Origin of the sequence: Type-D symbiont of Plautia stali, assembly GCF_001485335.1 — a bacterium.
Classification (GTDB): Bacteria; Pseudomonadota; Gammaproteobacteria; order Enterobacterales; family Enterobacteriaceae; genus Pantoea; species Pantoea vagans_C.
In genome coordinates, this window is sequence record NZ_BBOC01000009.1 from 1 (window position 1) to 19,749 (window position 19,749).

Here is a 19,749-nt window from a genome sequence, read left to right on the forward strand (position 1 = left end):
TGCAGTCAGAGTGGTTTTACCATGGTCAACGTGACCGATGGTGCCGACGTTTACGTGCAGTTTGTTACGCTGAAATTGCTCTTTCGCCATGGCGATAATTCCTTACGTTGTGCCTTCATGAGTCATGAAGGCAGCAGTTCACAATTTTTAAACCGTAGCTTATTTGCTACGAGCTTCAATAACGGCCTGAGCGACGTTGTTCGGCGCATCATCGTACTTCAGGAACTCCATGGAGTAAGAAGCACGGCCTTTGGTCAGAGAACGCAGCTGAGTTGCATATCCGAACATTTCAGACAGTGGAACTTCAGCATGGATCTGAACGCCAGTAGCGTTAGATTCCTGTCCTTTGAGCATACCACGACGACGGCTAAGGTCACCGATAACGTCACCGGTGTTCTCTTCCGGAGTCTCAACTTCAACCTTCATGATTGGCTCAAGCAGCACAGGTTGTGCTTTTTTGAAGCCTTCTTTGAACGCTAAAGAAGCAGCCAGTTTAAACGCCAGCTCTGAGGAGTCGACATCATGGTATGAACCGAAGTGCAGACGAACACCCAGATCTACTACCGGATAACCCGCCAGTGGACCTGATTTCAGCTGCTCCTGAAGGCCTTTATCAACCGCAGGGATGTATTCAGTTGGAATCACACCGCCCTTGATATCGTTGACAAATTCGTAACCTTTCGGGTTAACACCTGGCTCCAGAGGGTACATGTCGATAACAACATGACCGTACTGACCACGACCACCAGACTGCTTGGCGTGTTTACCTTCGATATCGGTAACTTTAGAGCGAATCGCTTCACGGTAAGCAACCTGTGGTTTACCCACGTTTGCTTCCACGTTGAACTCACGCTTCATACGGTCAACGATGATGTCGAGGTGCAGTTCACCCATACCGGCGATGATGGTCTGGTTAGATTCTTCATCAGTCCATACGCGGAATGATGGGTCTTCTTTAGCCAGACGGCCCAGAGCCAGACCCATTTTTTCCTGGTCAGCTTTGGTTTTTGGTTCAACGGCGATTGAGATTACTGGCTCAGGGAATTCCATGCGCTCAAGGATGATGACGTTGTCTGGGTCACACAGGGTGTCACCAGTGGTCACATCTTTCAGGCCGATCGCTGCTGCGATGTCGCCCGCACGAACTTCTTTGATCTCTTCACGTTTGTTAGCGTGCATCTGTACGATACGGCCCAGACGCTCACGGTTTGACTTAACCGGGTTGTAAACGGTATCACCCGTGTTAACAACACCTGAGTAAACGCGGAAGAAGGTCAGGTTACCAACAAACGGGTCGGTAGCGATTTTGAACGCCAGTGCAGCAAACGGCTCTTTGTCGTCTGAGTGACGCTCAGCCGGCGTGTCTTTACCGTCGTCCAGCATACCGTTAATCGCGGTAACGTCAGTTGGTGCTGGCAGGTATTCAACTACCGCATCCAGCATCGCCTGAACACCTTTGTTCTTAAATGCAGAACCACAGGTTACCAGGATAATTTCGTTGTTCAGAACGCGCTTACGCAGAGAGGTTTTGATCTCTTCTTCAGTCAGCTCTTCGCCGCCGAAGAATTTATCCATCAGCTCATCAGAACCTTCAGCTGCAGCTTCAACGAGCTTAGCACGCCATTCTTCAGCCAGTTCCTGCATATCCGCTGGAATATCTTCGTAAACGAAGGTGACGCCTTGATCGGCCTCGTTCCAGTTGATTGCTTTCATTTTCACCAGGTCAACAACACCGGTGAAGCCTTCTTCTGCGCCGATAGCCAGCTGAAGTGGTACTGGGTTTGCACCCAGACGATCTTTCATCTGACCAACAACTTTCAGGAAGTTAGCACCCATACGGTCCATTTTGTTAACGAACGCGATGCGTGGAACTTTATATTTGTTAGCCTGGCGCCATACGGTTTCAGACTGTGGCTGAACGCCACCAACTGCACAGTAAACCATTACCGCGCCATCAAGCACACGCATAGAACGCTCAACTTCGATGGTGAAGTCAACGTGTCCCGGGGTGTCGATGATGTTTACGTGGTGTGGTTCGAACTGCTTAGCCATACCAGACCAGTAACAGGTAGTCGCAGCAGAGGTAATGGTAATACCACGCTCCTGCTCCTGCTCCATCCAGTCCATGGTTGCTGCGCCGTCATGTACTTCACCGATTTTGTGGTTTACACCGGTGTAGAACAGAACACGTTCGGTAGTAGTAGTCTTACCGGCGTCGATGTGCGCACTGATACCAATGTTACGGTAGCGCTCAATGGGTGTTTTACGAGCCATTTGATTCCTCTGATTCTGAGACGTTCTAAGTTAAAAAAGCCCAGCAGGTGAGTCACTGGGACGCCCGCTGGGTTAATAACAACTACGCAGCTGTTACCAGCGGTAGTGTGCGAACGCCTTGTTGGCTTCTGCCATGCGGTGAACGTCTTCACGTTTCTTAACTGCAGTACCTTTGTTCTCTGCAGCATCAGAAAGTTCGTTCGCCAGACGGAGAGCCATAGATTTATCACCGCGTTTACGAGCAGCTTCTACGATCCAACGCATTGCCAGAGCATTACGACGAACCGGACGGACTTCAACTGGAACCTGGTAGGTTGAACCACCAACGCGACGTGACTTAACTTCTACAGTCGGACGTACGTTTTCGAGTGCAACTTCGAAAGCTTCCAGACCATCTTTACCAGCACGTTGAGCCAGGGTATCAAGTGCGGTATAGACGATAGATTCAGCAGTAGATTTTTTACCATCTACCATCAGGATGTTTACAAATTTAGCCAGCAGCTCTGATCCGAACTTAGGATCCGGCAGAATTTTACGCTGACCAATGACGCGACGACGTGGCATGGAAATACTCCGTTGTTAATTCAGGATTGTCCAAAACTCTACGAGTTTATTTTGACATTAAAGTTAAAACGTTTGGCCTTACTTAACGGAGAACCATTAAGCCTTTGGCTTCTTCACGCCATACTTGGAGCGTGACTGCTTACGGTCTTTAACACCTGAGCAGTCCAGCGCGCCACGAACGGTGTGGTAACGCACACCTGGCAAGTCTTTAACACGACCGCCACGGATCAGGATCACTGAGTGCTCCTGCAGGTTATGACCTTCACCGCCGATGTAGGAGGTAACTTCAAAACCGTTAGTCAAACGCACACGGCAAACTTTACGCAGTGCTGAGTTTGGTTTTTTAGGGGTAGTGGTGTACACACGAGTACAAACACCACGTTTCTGCGGGCAAGCTTCCAGCGCAGGCACGTTGCTCTTTGCAACTTTGCGTACGCGTGGTTTGCGAACCAGCTGGTTAACTGTTGCCATTAAATAGCTCCTGGGATTTAGCTTTTTGCTTCGTAAACACGTAATAAATCGCCTCGTATTTCTACGAGGAGGCAGAATTCTAGGACTGTGTCAAAAGGGTGTCAAGAAATAACCAGGTTTTCGCTGTTACCAGGCCACTTGTTGTTGGTGCTTTATCGTCAAGGCAACGAACCCAGTATAGTCCAGAGGCTGGATATTGGTCGAAATTTGGCCAACAAGACCACGTGCCAGCACATCTTCTTCTAAAACCCACAGCGTTGCAGGCGAAGACGACAGCTTGAGGAACATCTGGCTGCCCTCGAGCGCGGCGGTGACGCCATCCTGTAATAGCAATACATCATCCCCCTCTTGCAACAGCAGCAGAAGGCTATCGAGGTCGCATTGCCAGGGGGATTGCAACAGCGTGTAAAGCATGGTCGTTTCTCAGAAGCGGATGATACGGTGATAAGTCGCGAGTTTCTGGCGCAGAGCGGCTGCATTCAGCACCTCCGCCGTCAACACGCGGTTGGCCGTCACACGCTGCCCACGTGCCAGCAGTGACTCCTCGCAGACAAAACACTGGTCGATGTCATAAAGCTCCAGCACACCAAAGGTAGCAATGTAGTTGCGTGCCAGAATCTTTTCCGGCTGCTGGTGCGGGTTAAGCTGCAGCACGCCATCACCCACAAAGAACAGCGCAATATCTTCACTTAACGCCCCTGTCGCCAACACTGCATCCAGCCCTTCCCTGCCGGCACTGCTGCCGTGCGGAGCCTGAGTAAACAGAAAAGCCACTCGATTCATCAGAATTGCACCAGCCGATCGCAACTGAGTGCGGCTTCCGCTAACGCACCCAATCCACTGAGTTCAAAACCCGCTTGCAGATTGCTGCCAGAAAGTTGCAATCGCGCGGCTTCCTGCGCATCGGTCACGCCACGACGCAGTGCCGCCGCCACGCAAATATTCAACGCCACGCCGCTTTGGTCATGCAGATGCTGCCATTCCCGCACCATATCGATTTCATCGCTGGCGGGTGCCGTCAGCTGATTGGCATTCAACACGCCCTCACGATAAAAGAAGACGCTTTCCAGCTGATGTCCCGCCCCGATCAGCGCACGCGCAAACAGCAGCGCGCTGCTGGCATGCTGCGTACCGTACGCCGGGCCGGTGACCAGCAAGATGTAGCGCATTAGCGATCCTGCCCCTGAAAATCACCGTTTTTAAACTGGCGGATATAAAGGTAAACCGTATGCTTGGAGATATTCAGGCGGTCAGCCACCTGATTAATCGCGTCTTTAATATCGAAGATACCTTTCTCATACAGATTGAGCACAATCTGACGATTCTTCGCGTTGTTCGACACATTACGGTCAGCACTCACCTCTTCAATGGTGAACTCCAGCGTTTGCATCACCAGGTCTTCAACGGAACTGGCGAAGTTGACATTGGAATCAACCTGCTGCATTTCTGGCGGCATAAATGTCGACATGATTTGGGAGAAAGGCACGTCAAGGTTCATGTTGATGCACAGCAAACCAATGACACGCTGCTGGCGATTGCGAATGGCGATAGTCACCGATTTCATCAGCACGCCACTTTTCGCGCGCGTAAAGTAGGCGCGAGACACATTGCTGTCTGCGCCGTGCATATCGTGCAGCATACGCAGTGCCAAATCGGTAATCGGTGAACCCACTTTACGGCCGGTATGTTCGCCGTTGGCAATACGCACTGCCGAGCATTTCAAATCTTCCAGTGAGTGCAGCACGATTTCGCAGTGCGAACCGATCAGCATCGCCAGACCATCGACCACCGCTTCGTAAGATTTGAGAATATCGTAGTCGGCTTGCTCGAACGGACGTTGCTCCAGTAAATCGAAGTCAGTCAGTTCACCGGGATTGAATGGATTAGACATCGAAGACATTACCCTAAATGGCTGGAGCCTGTCTCGACAGCATTGGGGCAGACTCATGTGGTGATTATTATGCAGCTGCTAGTCTGGCAAATGTCGTGGTTATTAGCCACCTAAATAATTCAGTAGAAATGAAACCGCCGCCCGGAGGCGGCGGTATAAGAAATGGCAGATTACTGCGCTTTCTTGTCAGCTTCGGCTGGTGCCTGAGCTTTCTCATCCGCCTTAGGCGCGGGTTTGATATCAAGCAGTTCAACATCAAACACCAGGGTGGAGTTAGCCGGAATGCCCGGAACGCCATTTTTACCGTAAGCCAGGTTTGGTGGGATCACCAGCTTGATCTTACCGCCTTTCTTCACGTGCTTCAGACCTTCGGTCCAGCCTGGGATCACACCATCCAGACGGAACGACAGTGGCTCGCCACGGGTGTAAGAGTTATCGAACTCGGTACCGTCAATCAGCGTACCTTTGTAGTTCACGACAACCGTATCGCTGTCTTTTGGTGCGTCGCCAGTACCTTCTTTCTCTACCTGGTACAGCAAGCCTGATTCAGTTTTCTTCACGCCTTTTTCTTTGGCGAATTTGTCAGCGTAAGCGGCACCCTTATCAGAGTTCTCCTTCGCGTCTTTTTCCATCTTCGCCTGTGCTGCGCCTTTCACGCGGCCTTCGAAGGCTTGCAGCGTCTGCTCGATCTCTTGATCAGACAGCTTGCTCTTGCCACCGAATGCATCCTGAACACCTGCGATCAGCTGATCTTTGTCCAGTTTGATGCCCAGTTTCTCTTGTTCCTTCAGAGAATTGTCCATGTAGCGACCCAAAGAGGCGCCCAACGCATAGGCTGACTGCTGGTCTTCGTTTTTGAAGGCAGCGTTCTTAGGTGCCTGTGGCGCAGCCTGCGCTGCGTCAGCCGGAGCTGCGGTGGTTTCTGCTGCCATTGCCAGCGGTGCATTCAGCGCGACGGCCATGGTGGTAGCTAACAATGTGACTTTAAACAGTGATTTCATCCTTTCTCCAAAACCGAAGCATCTAAACCTCGGGAATCATTGCGGACAGTGGCCCACACTATAACTTTACGTGGCAGCGGCGAACACTCCCACAACGTAATTACCCGCTTAACATCCGACCTTTTTTGCATCAGGAAGTTTCACCAGAGATGAAGGCATTCGCGCTGTTTTCAACCTTCTGCCGATATTAAGCTTAAAAATCGGGTGATTCTGGTGCTAAAGGCCGTAGAATCACGCCCGATACGCGCCAGGCGCAGCACCGTAAGAGGAGAAGAGATGATGCAACAGGAAGAGTGGGAACAACGCCTTGAGGCACTGGAGAGCAAGCTGGCTTTTCAGGAAGACACTATCGATCAGCTCAATCACACGGTGACCCAGCATGAACTGGAGATGAGCAGGATGCGTGAACAGGTGCGTTTGCTGGTCGACAAGGTGAAAGCCGCGACACCTTCATTGCTGGCTTCGCAGTCAGAAGAGACGCCGCCGCCGCACTACTGATGTCCAGAATGGTTGTGCTGCTAGCATAAAAAAGGCCACCTAACGGTGGCCTCTTGTCTCTTCAGGCAAAACTTAGTGGCTGCAGCCACAACCGCCAGTGCCACAGCCGCCTTGACCGTGATCGTGACCATGGTCGTGATCATGATCGTGGCCGTGTGCGCCATGTACGTGACCGTGAGCGATTTCTTCTTCCGTAGCTTCACGGATCGCGACCACTTCCACGTTAAAGTTCAGGTTCTGACCTGCCAGCATGTGGTTACCATCAACCACAACATGCTCGTCTTCCACTTCGGTGATTTCAACCGGAACCGGGCCTTGATCTGTTTCTGCCAGGAAGCGCATGCCAACCTGCAGTTCATCCACGCCCATGAACACGTCTTTAGGTACGCGCTGAACCAGATTGTCATCATACTGACCGTAAGCATCGTTTGCTGGGATATGCACATCAAACTTATCGCCTACATCATGATTTTCCAGCGCTTTTTCCAGACCAGAAATCAGGGAACCATGACCGTGCAGATAGTCCAACGGTGCACTCACCGGTGACTCGTCAACCAACACACCGTCTTCGGTACGAACCTGATACGCCAGGCTCACCACCAGGTCTTTTGCTACTTTCATGATATCTCCTAACCGTTGAGAACTGAGATCCCGTCTCATTGGTCTATTTGCGTGCAATAACCAACCAGAAAGGTTCAAGACTGAGGATGCCAACAAATGTGTTGCTGCATACTGCTCAGCGTTAATGGCGCCGATTGTAACGGAATTCAATCCCGCTGTAAGTTTAAGCTTAAAAAAAGCTGCGCCATTCCGCTACTCAGGATGAAAAATGCCGATCACTTGTTCGTTGCTGCGCACCTGCTCGCGAACCTGCTTATCCGCTTCGCGCATTTGGTGGCCGCACTTTACGCACTCCACCACATCGACATTGTTTTCACGCCACAGCGCCAGGGTGTCTTTTTCCTGGCATTGCGGACAAACTGCACCGGCAATAAATCGTTTACGCATACTCTTTCCTGCCCGTCATTAGTGAACGGATACGTTAAGTGTAGTTCTACTCGTCATCCCAGCCGTCAAACTGGCGTTTTTCGTGCTGCATTTCCCGCTGGAAGATATCCTCCAGCTCACGGCGCGCTTCTTTCACACGTGAAACCTGGGCACTGTCATCGTGGCTTGGCACCAGTTCACGCAGCATACGCATATCCAGCCGACGGAAGTGCTGCTGAGCACGTTGCGCCTGGTGCGGATGCATACCCAATGAGATCAGCGCTTTGCGGCCTAGCTCCAACGCACTCGAGAAGGTTTCGCGTGAGAACAGCTTCACACCCGCCTGCAACAACTCATGCGCTTCAACACGACCACGTGCTCGCGCCAGAATTTCCAACTGCGGGAAGTGCTGCTGGCAAAGATGCACGATGGTCATCGAATCTTCCGGATCATTGCAAGTAATCACGATCGATTGCGCATTTTCTGCGCCGGCAGCGCGCAACAGTTCCAGCTCGGTCGCATCGCCATAGTAAACCTTGTAGCCATATTTGCGCATCAGGCTGACTGCAGAGATATCACGTTCCAGTACGGTGATACGTTTGTTGTTGGCCATTAGCAGGCGGCCCACCACCTGACCGAAACGCCCAAAGCCCACCACAATCACCTGCGGCTGATCGTCTTCGACAAACGGCTTTTCACTGTCATCATCTGGCTCATTGAAACGGCGCGCGAGCAATTTATCCACGCCCTGCATCAGCAGAGGGGTGGTCATCATCGATAGCGTCACTGTCACCAGCAGCAGCGGCAGTTGATCGCCGCTGAACAATTTGGCGGAGGAAGCCGCCGAGAACAGCACGAACGCAAACTCACCGCCTTGGCTCAACACGCCAGCAAACTGCTGGCGCTCAGAACTGCGCAGCCCGTAAATACGCGCCAGCACATAGAGCACCAGCGTTTTCACCGCCACCAGAATCACCACGCCAAGAATGATTTCGAGGATGTGGGTATAGAGCACGCCAAGATTCAGCGCCATGCCAACGGAGATAAAAAACAGCCCCAGCAGTAACCCTTTAAAGGGTTCAATCGCCACTTCCAGCTCATGGCGATATTCACTTTCTGCCAGCAGGATACCGGCAATAAAGGTACCCAGCGCCATCGACAGCCCCAGCGCATCCATAAACAGCGCAGAGCCGAGCACCAGCAACAACGAGGCTGCGGTGAACACTTCACGCACCCCCGAAGCCGCAATAAAGCGGAAGATAGGACGCAGCAAATAGCGGCCGCCCACCAGCATGCCGGCAAACGCCAGCACCTTCATCCCCACTTTCAGCCAGTCGACATGGCCACTGTCCCCCCCTGCCAGCAGCGGGACCAACGCCAAAGCGGGAATGACCGCTAAATCCTGAAAGAGCAGTACCGAGAAACCAAGCTGACCCGCTTCACTGCGGTTCATGCCTTTATCTCGCATCAGCTGCAGCGCCATGGCGGTTGAAGACATGGCCAGACCAATCCCGCCAATCACCGCTGCTTGCCAGCTAAAGTTCGTGAGCCACAGCAGCACCCCAAGAATGGCGGCAGAAACCAGCACCTGCGCCGCCCCCACGCCAAAGATCGAGCGGCGCAACGCCCAGAGCTTCGCAGGATTCAGCTCAAGGCCGATGATGAACATCAGGAACACCACGCCGAGTTCAGAGAAATGCAGAATTTCATCGACGTCGCTGATAAAACCTAAGCCCCAAGGGCCGATGGCGATGCCCGCCAGCAAATAGCCCAGCACCGCGCCAATACCGAGGCGCGCCGCAATCGGCACGATCAGCACCGCGGCAACCAGATAGATCACCCCGGCAGTCAGTAAGGTTTGCCCTTCCATTACATGACTCCCTGTGGCAATGGCGCAGCGAGCCAGTCGCGGTATGCCTGCGCATAATTACGCATCACATCTGACGTCTGGCGGCGTGCCCAGTAGATCACCATCGGCGTCATCCAGTGCATACGGCACATCTGGGCCGTCAGCTCAAACGGACGCATGATATCGCTCATGGGATAGCGATTTAACCCATGCGCATGATAAGCCGTTTCCGGCTCCCCGGTGGTTACCACGCTGCGCCAATACTTACCTTCTAATGCATTGCCGTCTGTACCGCTGGCAAAGCCGCGTGACAAGACGCGGTCCAGCCACTCTTTAAGCAGTGCTGGGCAGCTGTAGGTATAAAGTGGATGCTGAAACACCACGATCTGATGCTCACGTAACAGTTGCTGCTCGTGGTGAATATCAATAAAAAAGTCCGGATAGTGGGCATATAAATCGTGCACCGTGACGTGGTCCAGTTCCATAGCCGACTGCAGCAAAACCCGATTAGCAATCGAATCCTGTGATTCCGGATGGGCGTAAAGCAGCAAAATTTTGGGTGGCTGCGACATCGTTCCCCTCCAAAGCGTCGTCACAGCAGAGGAATTCCGCTACCATGCTCGACGCAACTAAACATTCTCGAATTATGTTGCCGATAAATTAACATATTCTGACGATACGGCGCTTATGATTGTATTTTCCTCATTACAAATCCGCCGCGGCACCAATGTGCTGCTGGATAACGCAACAGCCACCATTAATCCCGGCCAAAAAGTCGGTCTGGTGGGCAAAAACGGCTGTGGCAAATCTACGCTGCTGTCGTTGCTTAAAGGTGAACTCAGCAGCGATGCAGGTCACTTCACCTTTCCCAATAGCTGGGCACTGGCATGGGTAAATCAGGAAACCCCCGCGTTAAGTAAAGCCGCGCTGGAATATGTTATTGATGGCGACCGCGAATATCGTCAGCTTGAATCCGAATTAGCGGAAGCCAATGCCAAAGATGATGGTAATGCCATCGCTCTGGTACACGGCAAGCTCGATGCGATTCAGGCATGGAGCATACACGCACGCGCTTCCAGCCTGCTGCACGGATTGGGCTTTAGCCAGGAACAGTTGATGCGGCCGGTGAGTGATTTCTCCGGTGGCTGGCGTATGCGCCTTAACCTGGCGCAGGCGTTGGTGTGCCGCTCCGATCTGCTGCTGCTTGATGAACCCACCAACCACCTCGATCTCGATGCGGTGATCTGGCTTGAGCGTTGGTTAAAAAGCTACGAAGGCACGCTGATCCTGATCTCGCACGACCGAGATTTTCTTGATCCGGTGGTGGATAAGATTATCCATATCGAGCAGCAGACGATGTTCGAATATACCGGCAACTACAGCTCGTTCGAACGCCAGCGCGTAGCCAAACTGGCACAGCAACAGGCGTTGTTCCAGAGTCAGCAGGAAAAAGTACAACACCTGCAAAAGTACATCGATCGCTTCCGCGCGCAGGCCACCAAGGCCAAGCAAGCGCAGAGCCGTATCAAAATGCTGGAGCGCATGGAGTTGATTGCCCCGGCACACGTCGATAATCCCTTCAGTTTTAGCTTCCGTGCGCCAGAAAGCCTGCCAAATCCGTTGTTAAAAATGGAGAAAGTGACGGCGGGTTACGGTGAGCGCATCATCCTTGATGCCATCAAACTCAACCTGGTGCCCGGTTCACGCATTGGCTTGCTGGGCCGTAACGGTGCCGGTAAATCGACGCTGATTAAACTGCTGGCGGGTGAAATTGAAGCGCTGGATGGCAAAGTCGGATTGGCCAAAGGCATCAAACTCGGTTACTTCGCGCAGCATCAACTTGAGTATTTGCGCGCCGACGAGTCCCCTTTACAGCATCTGGCGCGCATTGCGCCACAAACGCTGGAACAGCAGCTGCGCGACTATCTGGGCGGTTTCGGCTTCCAGGGTGACAAAGTCAGCGAGATCACCGAACGCTTCTCCGGTGGTGAAAAAGCGCGACTGGTGCTGGCGTTGATCGTGTGGCAGCGCCCTAACCTGCTGCTGCTTGATGAACCGACCAACCACCTTGATCTCGACATGCGCCAGGCACTGACCGAAGCCCTGATTGACTTCGAAGGCGCGCTGGTTGTGGTTTCGCATGACCGCCATCTGTTGCGTTCGACCACCGATGACCTCTATCTGGTGCATGACCGTAAAGTCGATGTCTTCGAAGGCGATCTCGATGACTATCAGCAGTGGTTGAGCGACTTGCAGAAGCAACAAGCGCAACAGGATGCCGCACCAAAGCAGGATAACGCCAACAGCGCCCAGTCACGCAAAGATCAGAAACGCCGCGATGCCGAACTGCGTTCGCAGACTCAGCCGTTGCGTAAAGAGATCGAGAAACTTGAGAAGCTGATGGCGAAATGGCAAAGCCAGTTGAGCGAAGCCGAAGCCTTACTCTCCGACAGTGCGATTTACGATCAGAGCCGTAAAGCCGATCTCAACACCGCGTTGCAACGTCAGGCCGAAAGTAAATCCGCGCTGGAAGACGTTGAAATGGCATGGCTGGATGCGCAAGAGCAGTTGGAGCAGATGCTGGCGAGTTAAAGCATCACAGTATGCTGAAAACGATCGTAGCGTAGCGAGATAAGGCGCCAGGTGCGGCATGATGCCGCGCCGCGGCAACGCAATCGCAACACGCTACGGACGTTTTAAAACGGTTTGTCCCCCAACACCGTTGCCCGATGCATCACCCTTCGTGCCGGATAATAATCCGCATTGGCGTAATGCTGCGTCACGCGGTTATCCCAGATTGCCACATCATTCTCCTGCCAGCGCCAGCGCACCTGGAACTCGGGTTTGGCGGTATGTGCGAACAGAAAGCCCAACAGTGCATCACTCTCTTTCTCACTCAATCCCAGCAAGCGCGTGGTAAAACCTTCATTCACAAACAGCGCTTTGCGTCCGCTCACCGGATGGGTTCGGATTACCGGATGCTGCACCGGTGGATTTTTCGCGACGGCTTGCTGCCAGCGCTGATGCTCCTCCTCGGTCTTGCGGTACTTATACTCCTGGAACGATTTTTTAAAATCATGCTCGGCCTGCAAGCCACTCAGCAGCTGCTTAAAGGGTTCAGACAGCGCTTCATAAGCTGCAATCCCGGTGGACCACAAGGTATCGCCGCCACTCTCCGGCAACAGCTTCGAGGCGAGAATCGCAATCGCTGGGGGCGTGTCGATAAAGGTCACATCGGTGTGCCAGTTATCATTATCCGGTGGATTGTCCTGATGGGTGTCCAGCACGATAATCTCTTCCACCCCTTCCGCATGCGGATAAACCGGGTGGATATGCAGATCGCCGAAGCGCACCGCTAGCGCACGCTGCTGTGCGGGTGTGATCACCTGATTACGCAGAAACAACACTTGATGGCGTAGCAGGCCGTGATAAAGCTGCTCAAACTGCGCATCGCTTAACGGGCGGCTGAGATCGAGATCGTCGACCTGTGCGCCGATATGCGGGCCCAGCGCGGTAAAAGTCACACGTTCATTCATTGTTGTTCTCCATTCCAGGGTGTCAGACGGCGCTGCAGAGCGCGCAGACCCAGTTCTAAACTAAAGGCAATTAACGCAATCACCGCGATACCCGCCAGCACCACATCGGTGGCGAGAAACTCGCCCGCCGACTGCACCATAAATCCGAGTCCGCGCGTGGCGGCAATCAGTTCGGCGGCCACCAGCGTTGACCATCCCACGCCCAAGCCAATCCGTAATCCGGTCAGAATTTCCGGCAGTGCTCCCGGTAAAATCACGTAACGCAACAGCTGCCAGCGCGACGCGCCTAATGCCTGAGCCGCACGAATCCGCACCTGCTGGGCATTTTTCACGCCTGCCAGCGTCGAGAGCGTCACCGGCGCGAAGATCGCCAGATAAATCAGTAAAATTTTCGAGGTTTCACCGATGCCGAACCAAATCACCATCAGCGGTAAATAAGCCAGCGGCGGCACCGGGCGATAGAGTTCAATCAGCGGGTCCAGCAGCCCACGAATCGCAGGGCTCAACCCCATCGCAATGCCCACCGGAATACCGATCAGTGCGGCAAAGAACAACGCCACCAGCATGCGCGTGAGGCTGGCACCTAAGTGCTGCCACAGCGTCGCATCCATAAAGCCTTGCGGACTGGCGATCAGCAGTAACTTTTGCAACACCTGCTGGGGTGGCGGCAGGAATAAAGGCGCGACTAAACCGAGGGCGGTCACCGCCCACCACACCAGCAGCATCAAAGCTACGCTCAGCAAGCTGAGAGAAAACTGGGGTGAAAACGGCCAGCGCAGCGAGCGGCGCCGCGTCTGGGTTTTCTCATCAATCACCGCACTCATACAAACGCCTCCCGCTGGGAAAAGACCTGATTCAATACATACTCACGACGTTCGATGAAAGCCGGATCGGACTTAATGCTGCGGCACGGCTCACCCGCGGCAAACCGTTGGCCAAAGTCGAGTTTGATACGCTCAACCACGCGCCCCGGCCCCGGTGACAGCAGCACCAGTTCGCTGGCGAGAAACACCGCTTCCTCTATATCGTGGGTTATCAGCAAAATCTGTTTACCGGTATCCCGCCACAGCGTCAGAAGCAGTGTTTGCATCTGTTCGCGGGTAAAAGCATCCAGCGCACCAAACGGCTCATCTAACAGCAGCAGCTGAGGGTCAGCCGCCAGCGCACGGGCAATACCCACGCGCTGACGTTGACCCCCAGAGAGCTGCCAGATAAAACGCTTTTCTGCCCCTTCCAGTCCCACTTTGCGGATCAAACGTCGGGCGATAGCGTGGCGCTCGGCTTTCGCCATTCCCGCCAGTTGTAAACCAAAGGCCACGTTATCGATGACGTTACGCCACGGCAGCAATCCCTCGTTCTGGAATACCACACCGCGCTCGGCACCAGGCCCGTTCACCGCTTTGCCATCCAGCGTAATGCTGCCCGACTCCAGCGGCAGAAAACCGGCAATCAGATTGAGCAGTGTGGTTTTTCCGCAACCAGAAGGCCCCAGCACCACCAGCAGGTCGCGTTGGTCGAGCTGCAAATTGATATCTTGCAGCGCGGGTTGTCCGGCGTAACGCGCATTCAGGTTGGTGATGCTGAGCATAAAACCTCCGTTACTTCGCTAAGGGTGCAACAAAGCGTGTGGTGACGTAGCTGCTGTAGTCGCTGGCGGCATCCGGCACTTTGCCCTGCTCTTTCAGGAAGTGCGCGGTGTCGACAATCGCCTTGTTCACGGGTTTACCCAGCTGTTCGAGCTGTTGTTGCGCAGTCAGGTAAGTGTTGCCTTTCACCAGCACCGGCACATCGCTCTCCGGCACGCCGCTTAAGCGTGACAGCTTGCTCAGGTTGTCTGGCTGCTTGAGCCACTGATCGGGATTGGCGATATACGCCTGTTGTGCGTCAATCGCGCTGCGGGCGAAGGCGGTGACGATCTCAGGATGCTGTTGCGCGAAGTCTTTGCGCACCACCCAGACATCCAGCGTCGGTGAGCCCCATTTGCCCACCTGAGAAGAGTCAGTCAACACCGTGCCGTCTTTCTCCAGCTCATTCACCGCAGGAGACCAGACATAGGCGCCATCGATGTCACCGCGTTTCCACGCGGCAATAATGGCGGGCGGTTGCAGGTTCACTAACTGCACCTGTGATGGCTTGATGCCCCAATGTTTGAGCGCAGACAGCAGGCTGTAATGCGTCGTGGAGATGAAAGGCACCGCAATACGTTTGCCAATCAGATCTTTAGGTTGGGTGATGGATTTCTTGACCACCAGCGCTTCGGAATTGCCGAGCTGAGAGGCCAACAGAAAGGCTTCAATCGGCAGCTGTTGCGTGGCTGCCACGGCGAGCGGACTCGAACCGATATTGCCGATCTGCACATCGCCCGAGGCCAATGCGCGCAGCACGCTGGCACCGCTATCAAATTTACGCCAGTCAACGGTTGCGCCACTCTCTTTGGCAAAGGTGTTATCGGCTTGCGCCACTTTGGCCGGCTCTGCCGAAGTTTGATACGCCACCGTCACGTTAACCGCTTGCGCCTGAAAGGCCATCAGGGCGAATGCTGCTGCCACTGCTGTTATTGTTTTTTTCACTGCCATCATCGTTCACCCCAATGTTATGTCGTGACGGCAGTTTCTCCAGTGCGGGTAATTTCATAAAGGAATTAAAAATTATCCCTAATGAAAATCTGTTCTTAGATCAACATCGGGCAAGGCTATGCGGAATACGCAATTGCAAAGAAGGCGTAAAGACAGAAATATGTCACGCGCTCACATCCTGCCTGTGTTATTGATAGGCTCCTGATTTTACAACCCAGTTGCCGGTACTGAATCCATGTCGATTGAGAAAGTTGCGCATCTCGCTGGCGTATCAAAAGCCACGGTATCACGGGTGTTAAATCAACATCCCGGTGTGCGGCCGGACACGCGTGAAAAGGTGCTCGCAGCCATTGAGCACTGCGACTACCAACCCAATCTGCTGGCACGTCAGCTGCGTACCGCGCAAAGCCATATGTTACTGGTGTTAATTTCAGACATCACCAATCCCTTCTGTTCGCGCGTGGTGCAAGGCATTGAAGCTGAAGCCGAGGCACAGGGTTATCACATCCTGTTGTGCAATTCGGCCTCGCAGCTACCCCGTGAAGCAGCCTATCTGGCATTGCTCAGCGGCAAAGTGGTGGATGGCGTCATCACCATGGACGCTGCCGCCTGCCTGCAAGAGTTGAAGGGAATGATTGGTGATGCGCCTTGGGTACAGTGCGCGGAATACGATCCGTCGATCCAGACCTCCAGCGTCACCATCGATAATAAAGAAGCCGCCTTTGAAACCGTGCGTTACCTGGCCAGTAAAGGCCGTCGCCGCATTGCGTTGGTGAATTGCGATATGCGCTACCTCTATTCCCATCAGCGAGAGAGTGGTTACCGTGAGGCGCTGGAGCAGTTAGAACTGAGCTGGGGTGCCGTGGCCTATGCTGAAAATATTTCGTGCGAGTCGGGAAGCGCTGCGCTGCGGGAGTTGTTGTTGCATCCGGAACGACCTGACGCGGTGTTTGCGGTGTCGGATGTGCTGGCCGTCGGTGTGATCCATGCCGCGCTGGAAGCCGGATTGCGCGTGCCGGAAGATCTGGCGGTGGTGGGATTTGATGGTATTCCGTTTACCAGCAGCCTCAACCCGCCGCTGACGACCATTGAACAACCGATGAACCGGCTGGGCGCGCGCAGTGTTCAGCTGTTACTGAACCGCATCCGTCAGCCGCAGAGTGAGGTAGTGCGCGAGGTATTACCCTGGAAGCGCGTCGAACGCGCCTCCAGCTGACTCAACGCCAAATCAACAGCACGCAGGCGGCCGTCAATACTCCCATGGCGAGGTTGAAGATTTTCCACGCGCGCGGGCTGCGCAGCAGGCGGCCGATCATCGAACCAAACCCCATCCAGATTACGCCGGATACCACGTTGACCAGTGCCATGCCGATGCTGATGGCTATCACCGAATGCAGGTAAGCATCGCCTGCGAGGCTGAAGCTGGCGACCGCACCCAATGCCATCAACCAGGCTTTAGGGTTGATCAGTTGCAGCAATCCGCCTTGCCAGAATGGCATCTGCTTCACGCTGGCGTCTTCCGTTTCCAGCTTCTCGTACTCCGCAGTCGCGATTTTCCACGCCAGCCACAGTAAGTAGAGGCTACCAGCAATCTTCAGCACCAGATGCAGAGAAGGATAAAGCAGGATGAGACCACCGATACCAAATGCCACCATCAGCAACATGACTTGCATGCCAATCATGATACCAATGAGCAACGGAATGGTGCGCAGGAAGCCAAAATTAGCACCTGAGGCGGTAAGTAACATATTATTGGGGCCAGGCGTGATGGCAGCGACCCAAAGAAAGCCCAACATTGATAAAAAAAGACTCAGTTCCATGTATATTCGGGTGCTCCTCACCCAGTAAAGCGGACAACCCATCGAAGCTATCAGCGACTTATGCATCAGACAAGCCTTTACCCAAGCTATTTTGATCGCCCCGACGGCGAGCGCTTTACACCGCTGCGCGGATTCAGTAACGCGCATCTACAAACACTGCTGCCGCGCATTCTGCGTCGGCGTGTAACCTTACGCCCGCACTGGCAGCGCCTTGACCTGCCGGACGGCGATTTTGTTGATCTCGCGTGGAGCGAAGATCCTGCGCAGGCGCGCCACAAACCTCGTATGGTGATGTTCCACGGCCTGGAGGGCAGCTTCCGCAGCCCCTACGCCCACGGCCTGATGCAGGCCTGCCAGGCACGCGGATGGCTGGCAGTAGTGATGCACTTCCGGGGTTGCAGTGGCGAGCCCAATCGCCTGCAGCGCATTTATCATTCCGGTGAAACGGAAGACGCCACCTTTTTCCTGCACTGGCTCCAGCGCGAATGGGGTACGGTCCCGACGGCAGCGGTGGGCGTTTCACTCGGTGGTAATATGCTGGCCTATTTGCTGGGCATGCAGGGCAACGATGCTCTGGTTGATGCCGCCGTTGCGATTTCGGCCCCCTTTGCCCTTGAACCCTGTAGCGAAAAGCTGGATGCCGGCTTCTCGCGCTTCTATCAGCACTATTTGCTGACCAAGCTGAAACAGAACGCCACGCGTAAACTGCTGGCCTGGCCCGGCACGCTGCCGGTGGAACTGAGCCAGCTGCGCGCCTTTCGCCGCATTCGCGAGTTCGATGATGCGATTACCGCACGCGCGCACGGTTTTCTGGATGCCAATGACTATTATCAACGTGCCAGCGCCATGCCGCTGCTCACGGGCGTGCGCAAGCCGTTGCTGATCATTCACGCCAAAGACGACCCGTTTATGACTGACGCGGTGATACCGCAGCCAGAACAGCTGTCACCCTCCATTGAATATCAGCTGACGCAACAAGGCGGTCATGTTGGTTTTGTCGGCGGCACCTTGCTGAAGCCGAAAATGTGGCTGGAACAGCGTGTGCCTGACTGGCTTTCAACCTATCTGGATGTGTGATCGTGATTATTCCCTGGCAAGAACTTGAAGTGACAACGCTGGAAAACCTGATTGAAACCTTCGTGTTACGTGAAGGCACCGATTACGGCGAGCAGGAGCGCAGCCTGGCGCAGAAGGTGGCCGATGTGCGCCGCCAACTGGAACGCGGAGAAGTCGTGCTGGTGTGGTCTGAACTGCATGAATCAGTGAATATCATGCCAGCGCGAGATTTTCGCGGTTAATGCACCGCGCGGCAATTCGTGGTAACAATGCTCATCGCCGGACCTCACAGGGAGTTCTGTTATGTCAGCCAGGCATCCAATTATTGCCGTTACCGGTTCCAGCGGAGCCGGTACCACCACCACCAGCCTCGCCTTCCGTAAAATATTCCAGCAGCTGGATCTGCACGCTGCGGAAGTCGAAGGTGACAGCTTCCATCGCTACACCCGTCCAGAGATGGACATGGCGATCCGTAAGGCGCGCGATCTGGGTCGTCACATTAGCTACTTTGGCCCCGAAGCCAATGACTTTGGTTTATTAGAACAGACGTTTAAGCACTACGGAAAAACCGGTCAGGGCGAATCGCGCAAGTATCTGCACACCTATGATGAAGCGGTGCCGTGGAATCAGGTGCCGGGCACCTTTACGCCATGGCAGCCGCTGCCGGACAACACCGATGTGCTGTTCTATGAAGGGTTACACGGCGGTGTGGTGACGCAACCGCATAACGTGGCAGAGCATGTGGATCTGCTGGTGGGTGTGGTGCCGATTGTGAACCTGGAGTGGATTCAAAAGCTGGTGCGCGATACCAGCGAACGTGGGCATTCTCGTGAAGCGGTGATGGATTCGGTGGTGCGTTCGATGGAGGACTATATCAACTACATCACGCCGCAGTTCTCTCGCACCCACATCAACTTCCAGCGCGTGCCGACCGTGGATACCTCCAACCCGTTTGCCGCACGTGAGATCCCTTCACTCGACGAAAGTTTTGTGGTGATCCATTTCCGTGGTCTGGAGGGGATTGCCTACCCTTACCTGCTGGCAATGATTCAGGGCTCGTTCATTTCACACATGAATACGCTGGTGGTGCCGGGGGGCAAAATGGGGCTGGCGATGGAATTGATCATGACACCGCTGGTGCAACGGCTGATCGAAGGTAAACGGATTGAATAATCCAGAATTTCTGTAGCGGCACGATGTATGGCGTGCATCACACCGCGCGATAA

General features: G+C 54.1%; 24 protein-coding genes. 6 read left to right on the forward strand and 18 right to left on the reverse strand.

Features of this window, described 5'->3' with window-relative positions:
• The 9 genes from PSSD_RS27340 to fkpA all read right to left on the reverse strand — a co-directional run.
• Positions 1-90: GTP-binding protein (locus tag PSSD_RS27340; protein WP_235589182.1), on the reverse strand; the 90-nt coding region annotated here is incomplete at its 3' end.
• Positions 91-159: 69 nt separating this feature from the next.
• On the reverse strand, positions 160-2,274 hold the full coding sequence (gene fusA, locus PSSD_RS04580) for an elongation factor G (protein WP_039336352.1): 2,115 nt from the start codon (positions 2,272-2,274) through the stop codon (positions 160-162).
• A 93-nt stretch (positions 2,275-2,367) separates the two neighbouring features.
• Complete coding sequence (gene rpsG / locus PSSD_RS04585; protein ID WP_007886246.1) at positions 2,368-2,838, reverse strand: 30S ribosomal protein S7; 471 nt, start codon at positions 2,836-2,838, stop codon at positions 2,368-2,370.
• Between the two features lie 96 nt (positions 2,839-2,934).
• Positions 2,935-3,309, reverse strand: coding sequence for a 30S ribosomal protein S12 (rpsL, locus tag PSSD_RS04590; RefSeq protein WP_006120575.1), 375 nt, complete (start codon positions 3,307-3,309; stop codon positions 2,935-2,937).
• A 126-nt stretch (positions 3,310-3,435) separates the two neighbouring features.
• Positions 3,436-3,723, reverse strand: a complete 288-nt coding sequence (tusB, locus tag PSSD_RS04595) for a sulfurtransferase complex subunit TusB (RefSeq protein WP_039336347.1) — start codon at positions 3,721-3,723, stop codon at positions 3,436-3,438.
• A 9-nt stretch (positions 3,724-3,732) separates the two neighbouring features.
• Positions 3,733-4,092, reverse strand: a complete 360-nt coding sequence (gene tusC, locus PSSD_RS04600; RefSeq protein WP_039336345.1) for a sulfurtransferase complex subunit TusC — start codon at positions 4,090-4,092, stop codon at positions 3,733-3,735.
• The gene (gene tusD, locus PSSD_RS04605) at positions 4,092-4,478 is read right to left on the reverse strand and encodes a sulfurtransferase complex subunit TusD (RefSeq protein ID WP_058969705.1); all 387 of its coding nucleotides are present in this window, start codon (positions 4,476-4,478) and stop codon (positions 4,092-4,094) included. Before tusD ends, tusC begins: the two co-directional genes overlap by 1 nt.
• Positions 4,478-5,200, reverse strand: coding sequence for a helix-turn-helix transcriptional regulator (locus PSSD_RS04610; RefSeq protein WP_039336339.1), 723 nt, complete (start codon positions 5,198-5,200; stop codon positions 4,478-4,480). The genes tusD and PSSD_RS04610 overlap by 1 nt, the downstream gene beginning before the upstream one ends.
• A 170-nt stretch (positions 5,201-5,370) precedes the next feature.
• Complete coding sequence (gene fkpA, locus PSSD_RS04615) at positions 5,371-6,201, reverse strand: FKBP-type peptidyl-prolyl cis-trans isomerase (protein ID WP_039336338.1); 831 nt, start codon at positions 6,199-6,201, stop codon at positions 5,371-5,373.
• Positions 6,202-6,480: 279 nt separating this feature from the next.
• Here fkpA and PSSD_RS04620 point away from each other — a divergent pair, with 279 nt between their 5' ends.
• Positions 6,481-6,699, forward strand: coding sequence for a SlyX family protein (locus tag PSSD_RS04620; protein ID WP_039336354.1), 219 nt, complete (start codon positions 6,481-6,483; stop codon positions 6,697-6,699).
• Between the two features lie 72 nt (positions 6,700-6,771).
• Here PSSD_RS04620 and slyD read toward each other — a convergent pair whose 3' ends face one another.
• From slyD to kefG, 4 genes are all read right to left on the reverse strand, one after another.
• Positions 6,772-7,320, reverse strand: coding sequence for a peptidylprolyl isomerase (gene slyD / locus PSSD_RS04625; RefSeq protein ID WP_039336337.1), 549 nt, complete (start codon positions 7,318-7,320; stop codon positions 6,772-6,774).
• A gap of 192 nt (positions 7,321-7,512) precedes the next feature.
• A complete protein-coding gene (locus PSSD_RS04630; protein WP_039336336.1) occupies positions 7,513-7,707 on the reverse strand; it encodes a YheV family putative zinc ribbon protein in 195 nt (64 codons plus the stop codon).
• A 46-nt stretch (positions 7,708-7,753) separates the two neighbouring features.
• The gene (gene kefB, locus PSSD_RS04635; protein ID WP_058969706.1) at positions 7,754-9,556 is read right to left on the reverse strand and encodes a glutathione-regulated potassium-efflux system protein KefB; all 1,803 of its coding nucleotides are present in this window, start codon (positions 9,554-9,556) and stop codon (positions 7,754-7,756) included.
• Positions 9,556-10,107 carry a glutathione-regulated potassium-efflux system ancillary protein KefG gene (kefG, locus tag PSSD_RS04640; protein WP_058969708.1) on the reverse strand — a complete coding sequence of 184 codons (552 nt, stop codon included), beginning with the start codon at positions 10,105-10,107 and terminating at the stop codon, positions 9,556-9,558. Before kefG ends, kefB begins: the two co-directional genes overlap by 1 nt.
• A gap of 115 nt (positions 10,108-10,222) precedes the next feature.
• Here kefG and PSSD_RS04645 point away from each other — a divergent pair, with 115 nt between their 5' ends.
• A complete protein-coding gene (locus PSSD_RS04645) occupies positions 10,223-12,127 on the forward strand; it encodes an ABC transporter ATP-binding protein (RefSeq protein WP_058969710.1) in 1,905 nt (634 codons plus the stop codon).
• A 104-nt stretch (positions 12,128-12,231) separates the two neighbouring features.
• Here the strand turns inward: PSSD_RS04645 and tauD are convergent, their stop codons facing one another.
• From tauD to tauA, 4 genes are read right to left on the reverse strand one after another with little or no spacing between them, the layout of a single operon-like run.
• The gene (gene tauD / locus PSSD_RS04650) at positions 12,232-13,071 is read right to left on the reverse strand and encodes a taurine dioxygenase (RefSeq protein ID WP_058969712.1); all 840 of its coding nucleotides are present in this window, start codon (positions 13,069-13,071) and stop codon (positions 12,232-12,234) included.
• Positions 13,068-13,895: a taurine ABC transporter permease TauC gene (gene tauC / locus PSSD_RS04655; protein WP_058969714.1), complete on the reverse strand. Its 828-nt coding sequence runs from the start codon at positions 13,893-13,895 to the stop codon at positions 13,068-13,070. Before tauC ends, tauD begins: the two co-directional genes overlap by 4 nt.
• Positions 13,892-14,659: a taurine ABC transporter ATP-binding subunit gene (tauB, locus tag PSSD_RS04660; RefSeq protein WP_058969716.1), complete on the reverse strand. Its 768-nt coding sequence runs from the start codon at positions 14,657-14,659 to the stop codon at positions 13,892-13,894. Before tauB ends, tauC begins: the two co-directional genes overlap by 4 nt.
• A gap of 10 nt (positions 14,660-14,669) precedes the next feature.
• A complete protein-coding gene (gene tauA / locus PSSD_RS04665) occupies positions 14,670-15,650 on the reverse strand; it encodes a taurine ABC transporter substrate-binding protein (RefSeq protein WP_039332741.1) in 981 nt (326 codons plus the stop codon).
• 232 nt (positions 15,651-15,882) lie between these two features.
• Between tauA and PSSD_RS04670 the strand changes: the two genes are divergently transcribed.
• Complete coding sequence (locus PSSD_RS04670; RefSeq protein WP_058969718.1) at positions 15,883-16,863, forward strand: LacI family DNA-binding transcriptional regulator; 981 nt, start codon at positions 15,883-15,885, stop codon at positions 16,861-16,863.
• 1 nt (position 16,864) lies between these two features.
• Here the strand turns inward: PSSD_RS04670 and PSSD_RS04675 are convergent, their stop codons facing one another.
• Complete coding sequence (locus tag PSSD_RS04675; protein WP_039332737.1) at positions 16,865-17,467, reverse strand: LysE family translocator; 603 nt, start codon at positions 17,465-17,467, stop codon at positions 16,865-16,867.
• Between the two features lie 60 nt (positions 17,468-17,527).
• Between PSSD_RS04675 and PSSD_RS04680 the strand changes: the two genes are divergently transcribed.
• The 3 genes from PSSD_RS04680 to PSSD_RS04690 all read left to right on the forward strand — a co-directional run bounded on the left by PSSD_RS04680 (position 17,528) and on the right by PSSD_RS04690 (position 19,696).
• Positions 17,528-18,544 (forward strand): hydrolase, encoded by a 1,017-nt coding sequence (locus PSSD_RS04680; protein WP_058969720.1) that lies wholly within the window; start codon positions 17,528-17,530, stop codon positions 18,542-18,544.
• A gap of 2 nt (positions 18,545-18,546) precedes the next feature.
• Positions 18,547-18,765, forward strand: coding sequence for a YheU family protein (locus PSSD_RS04685; RefSeq protein ID WP_039332733.1), 219 nt, complete (start codon positions 18,547-18,549; stop codon positions 18,763-18,765).
• 61 nt (positions 18,766-18,826) lie between these two features.
• Complete coding sequence (locus tag PSSD_RS04690; protein ID WP_039332731.1) at positions 18,827-19,696, forward strand: phosphoribulokinase; 870 nt, start codon at positions 18,827-18,829, stop codon at positions 19,694-19,696.
• The last annotated feature ends 53 nt before the right edge of the window (positions 19,697-19,749 follow it).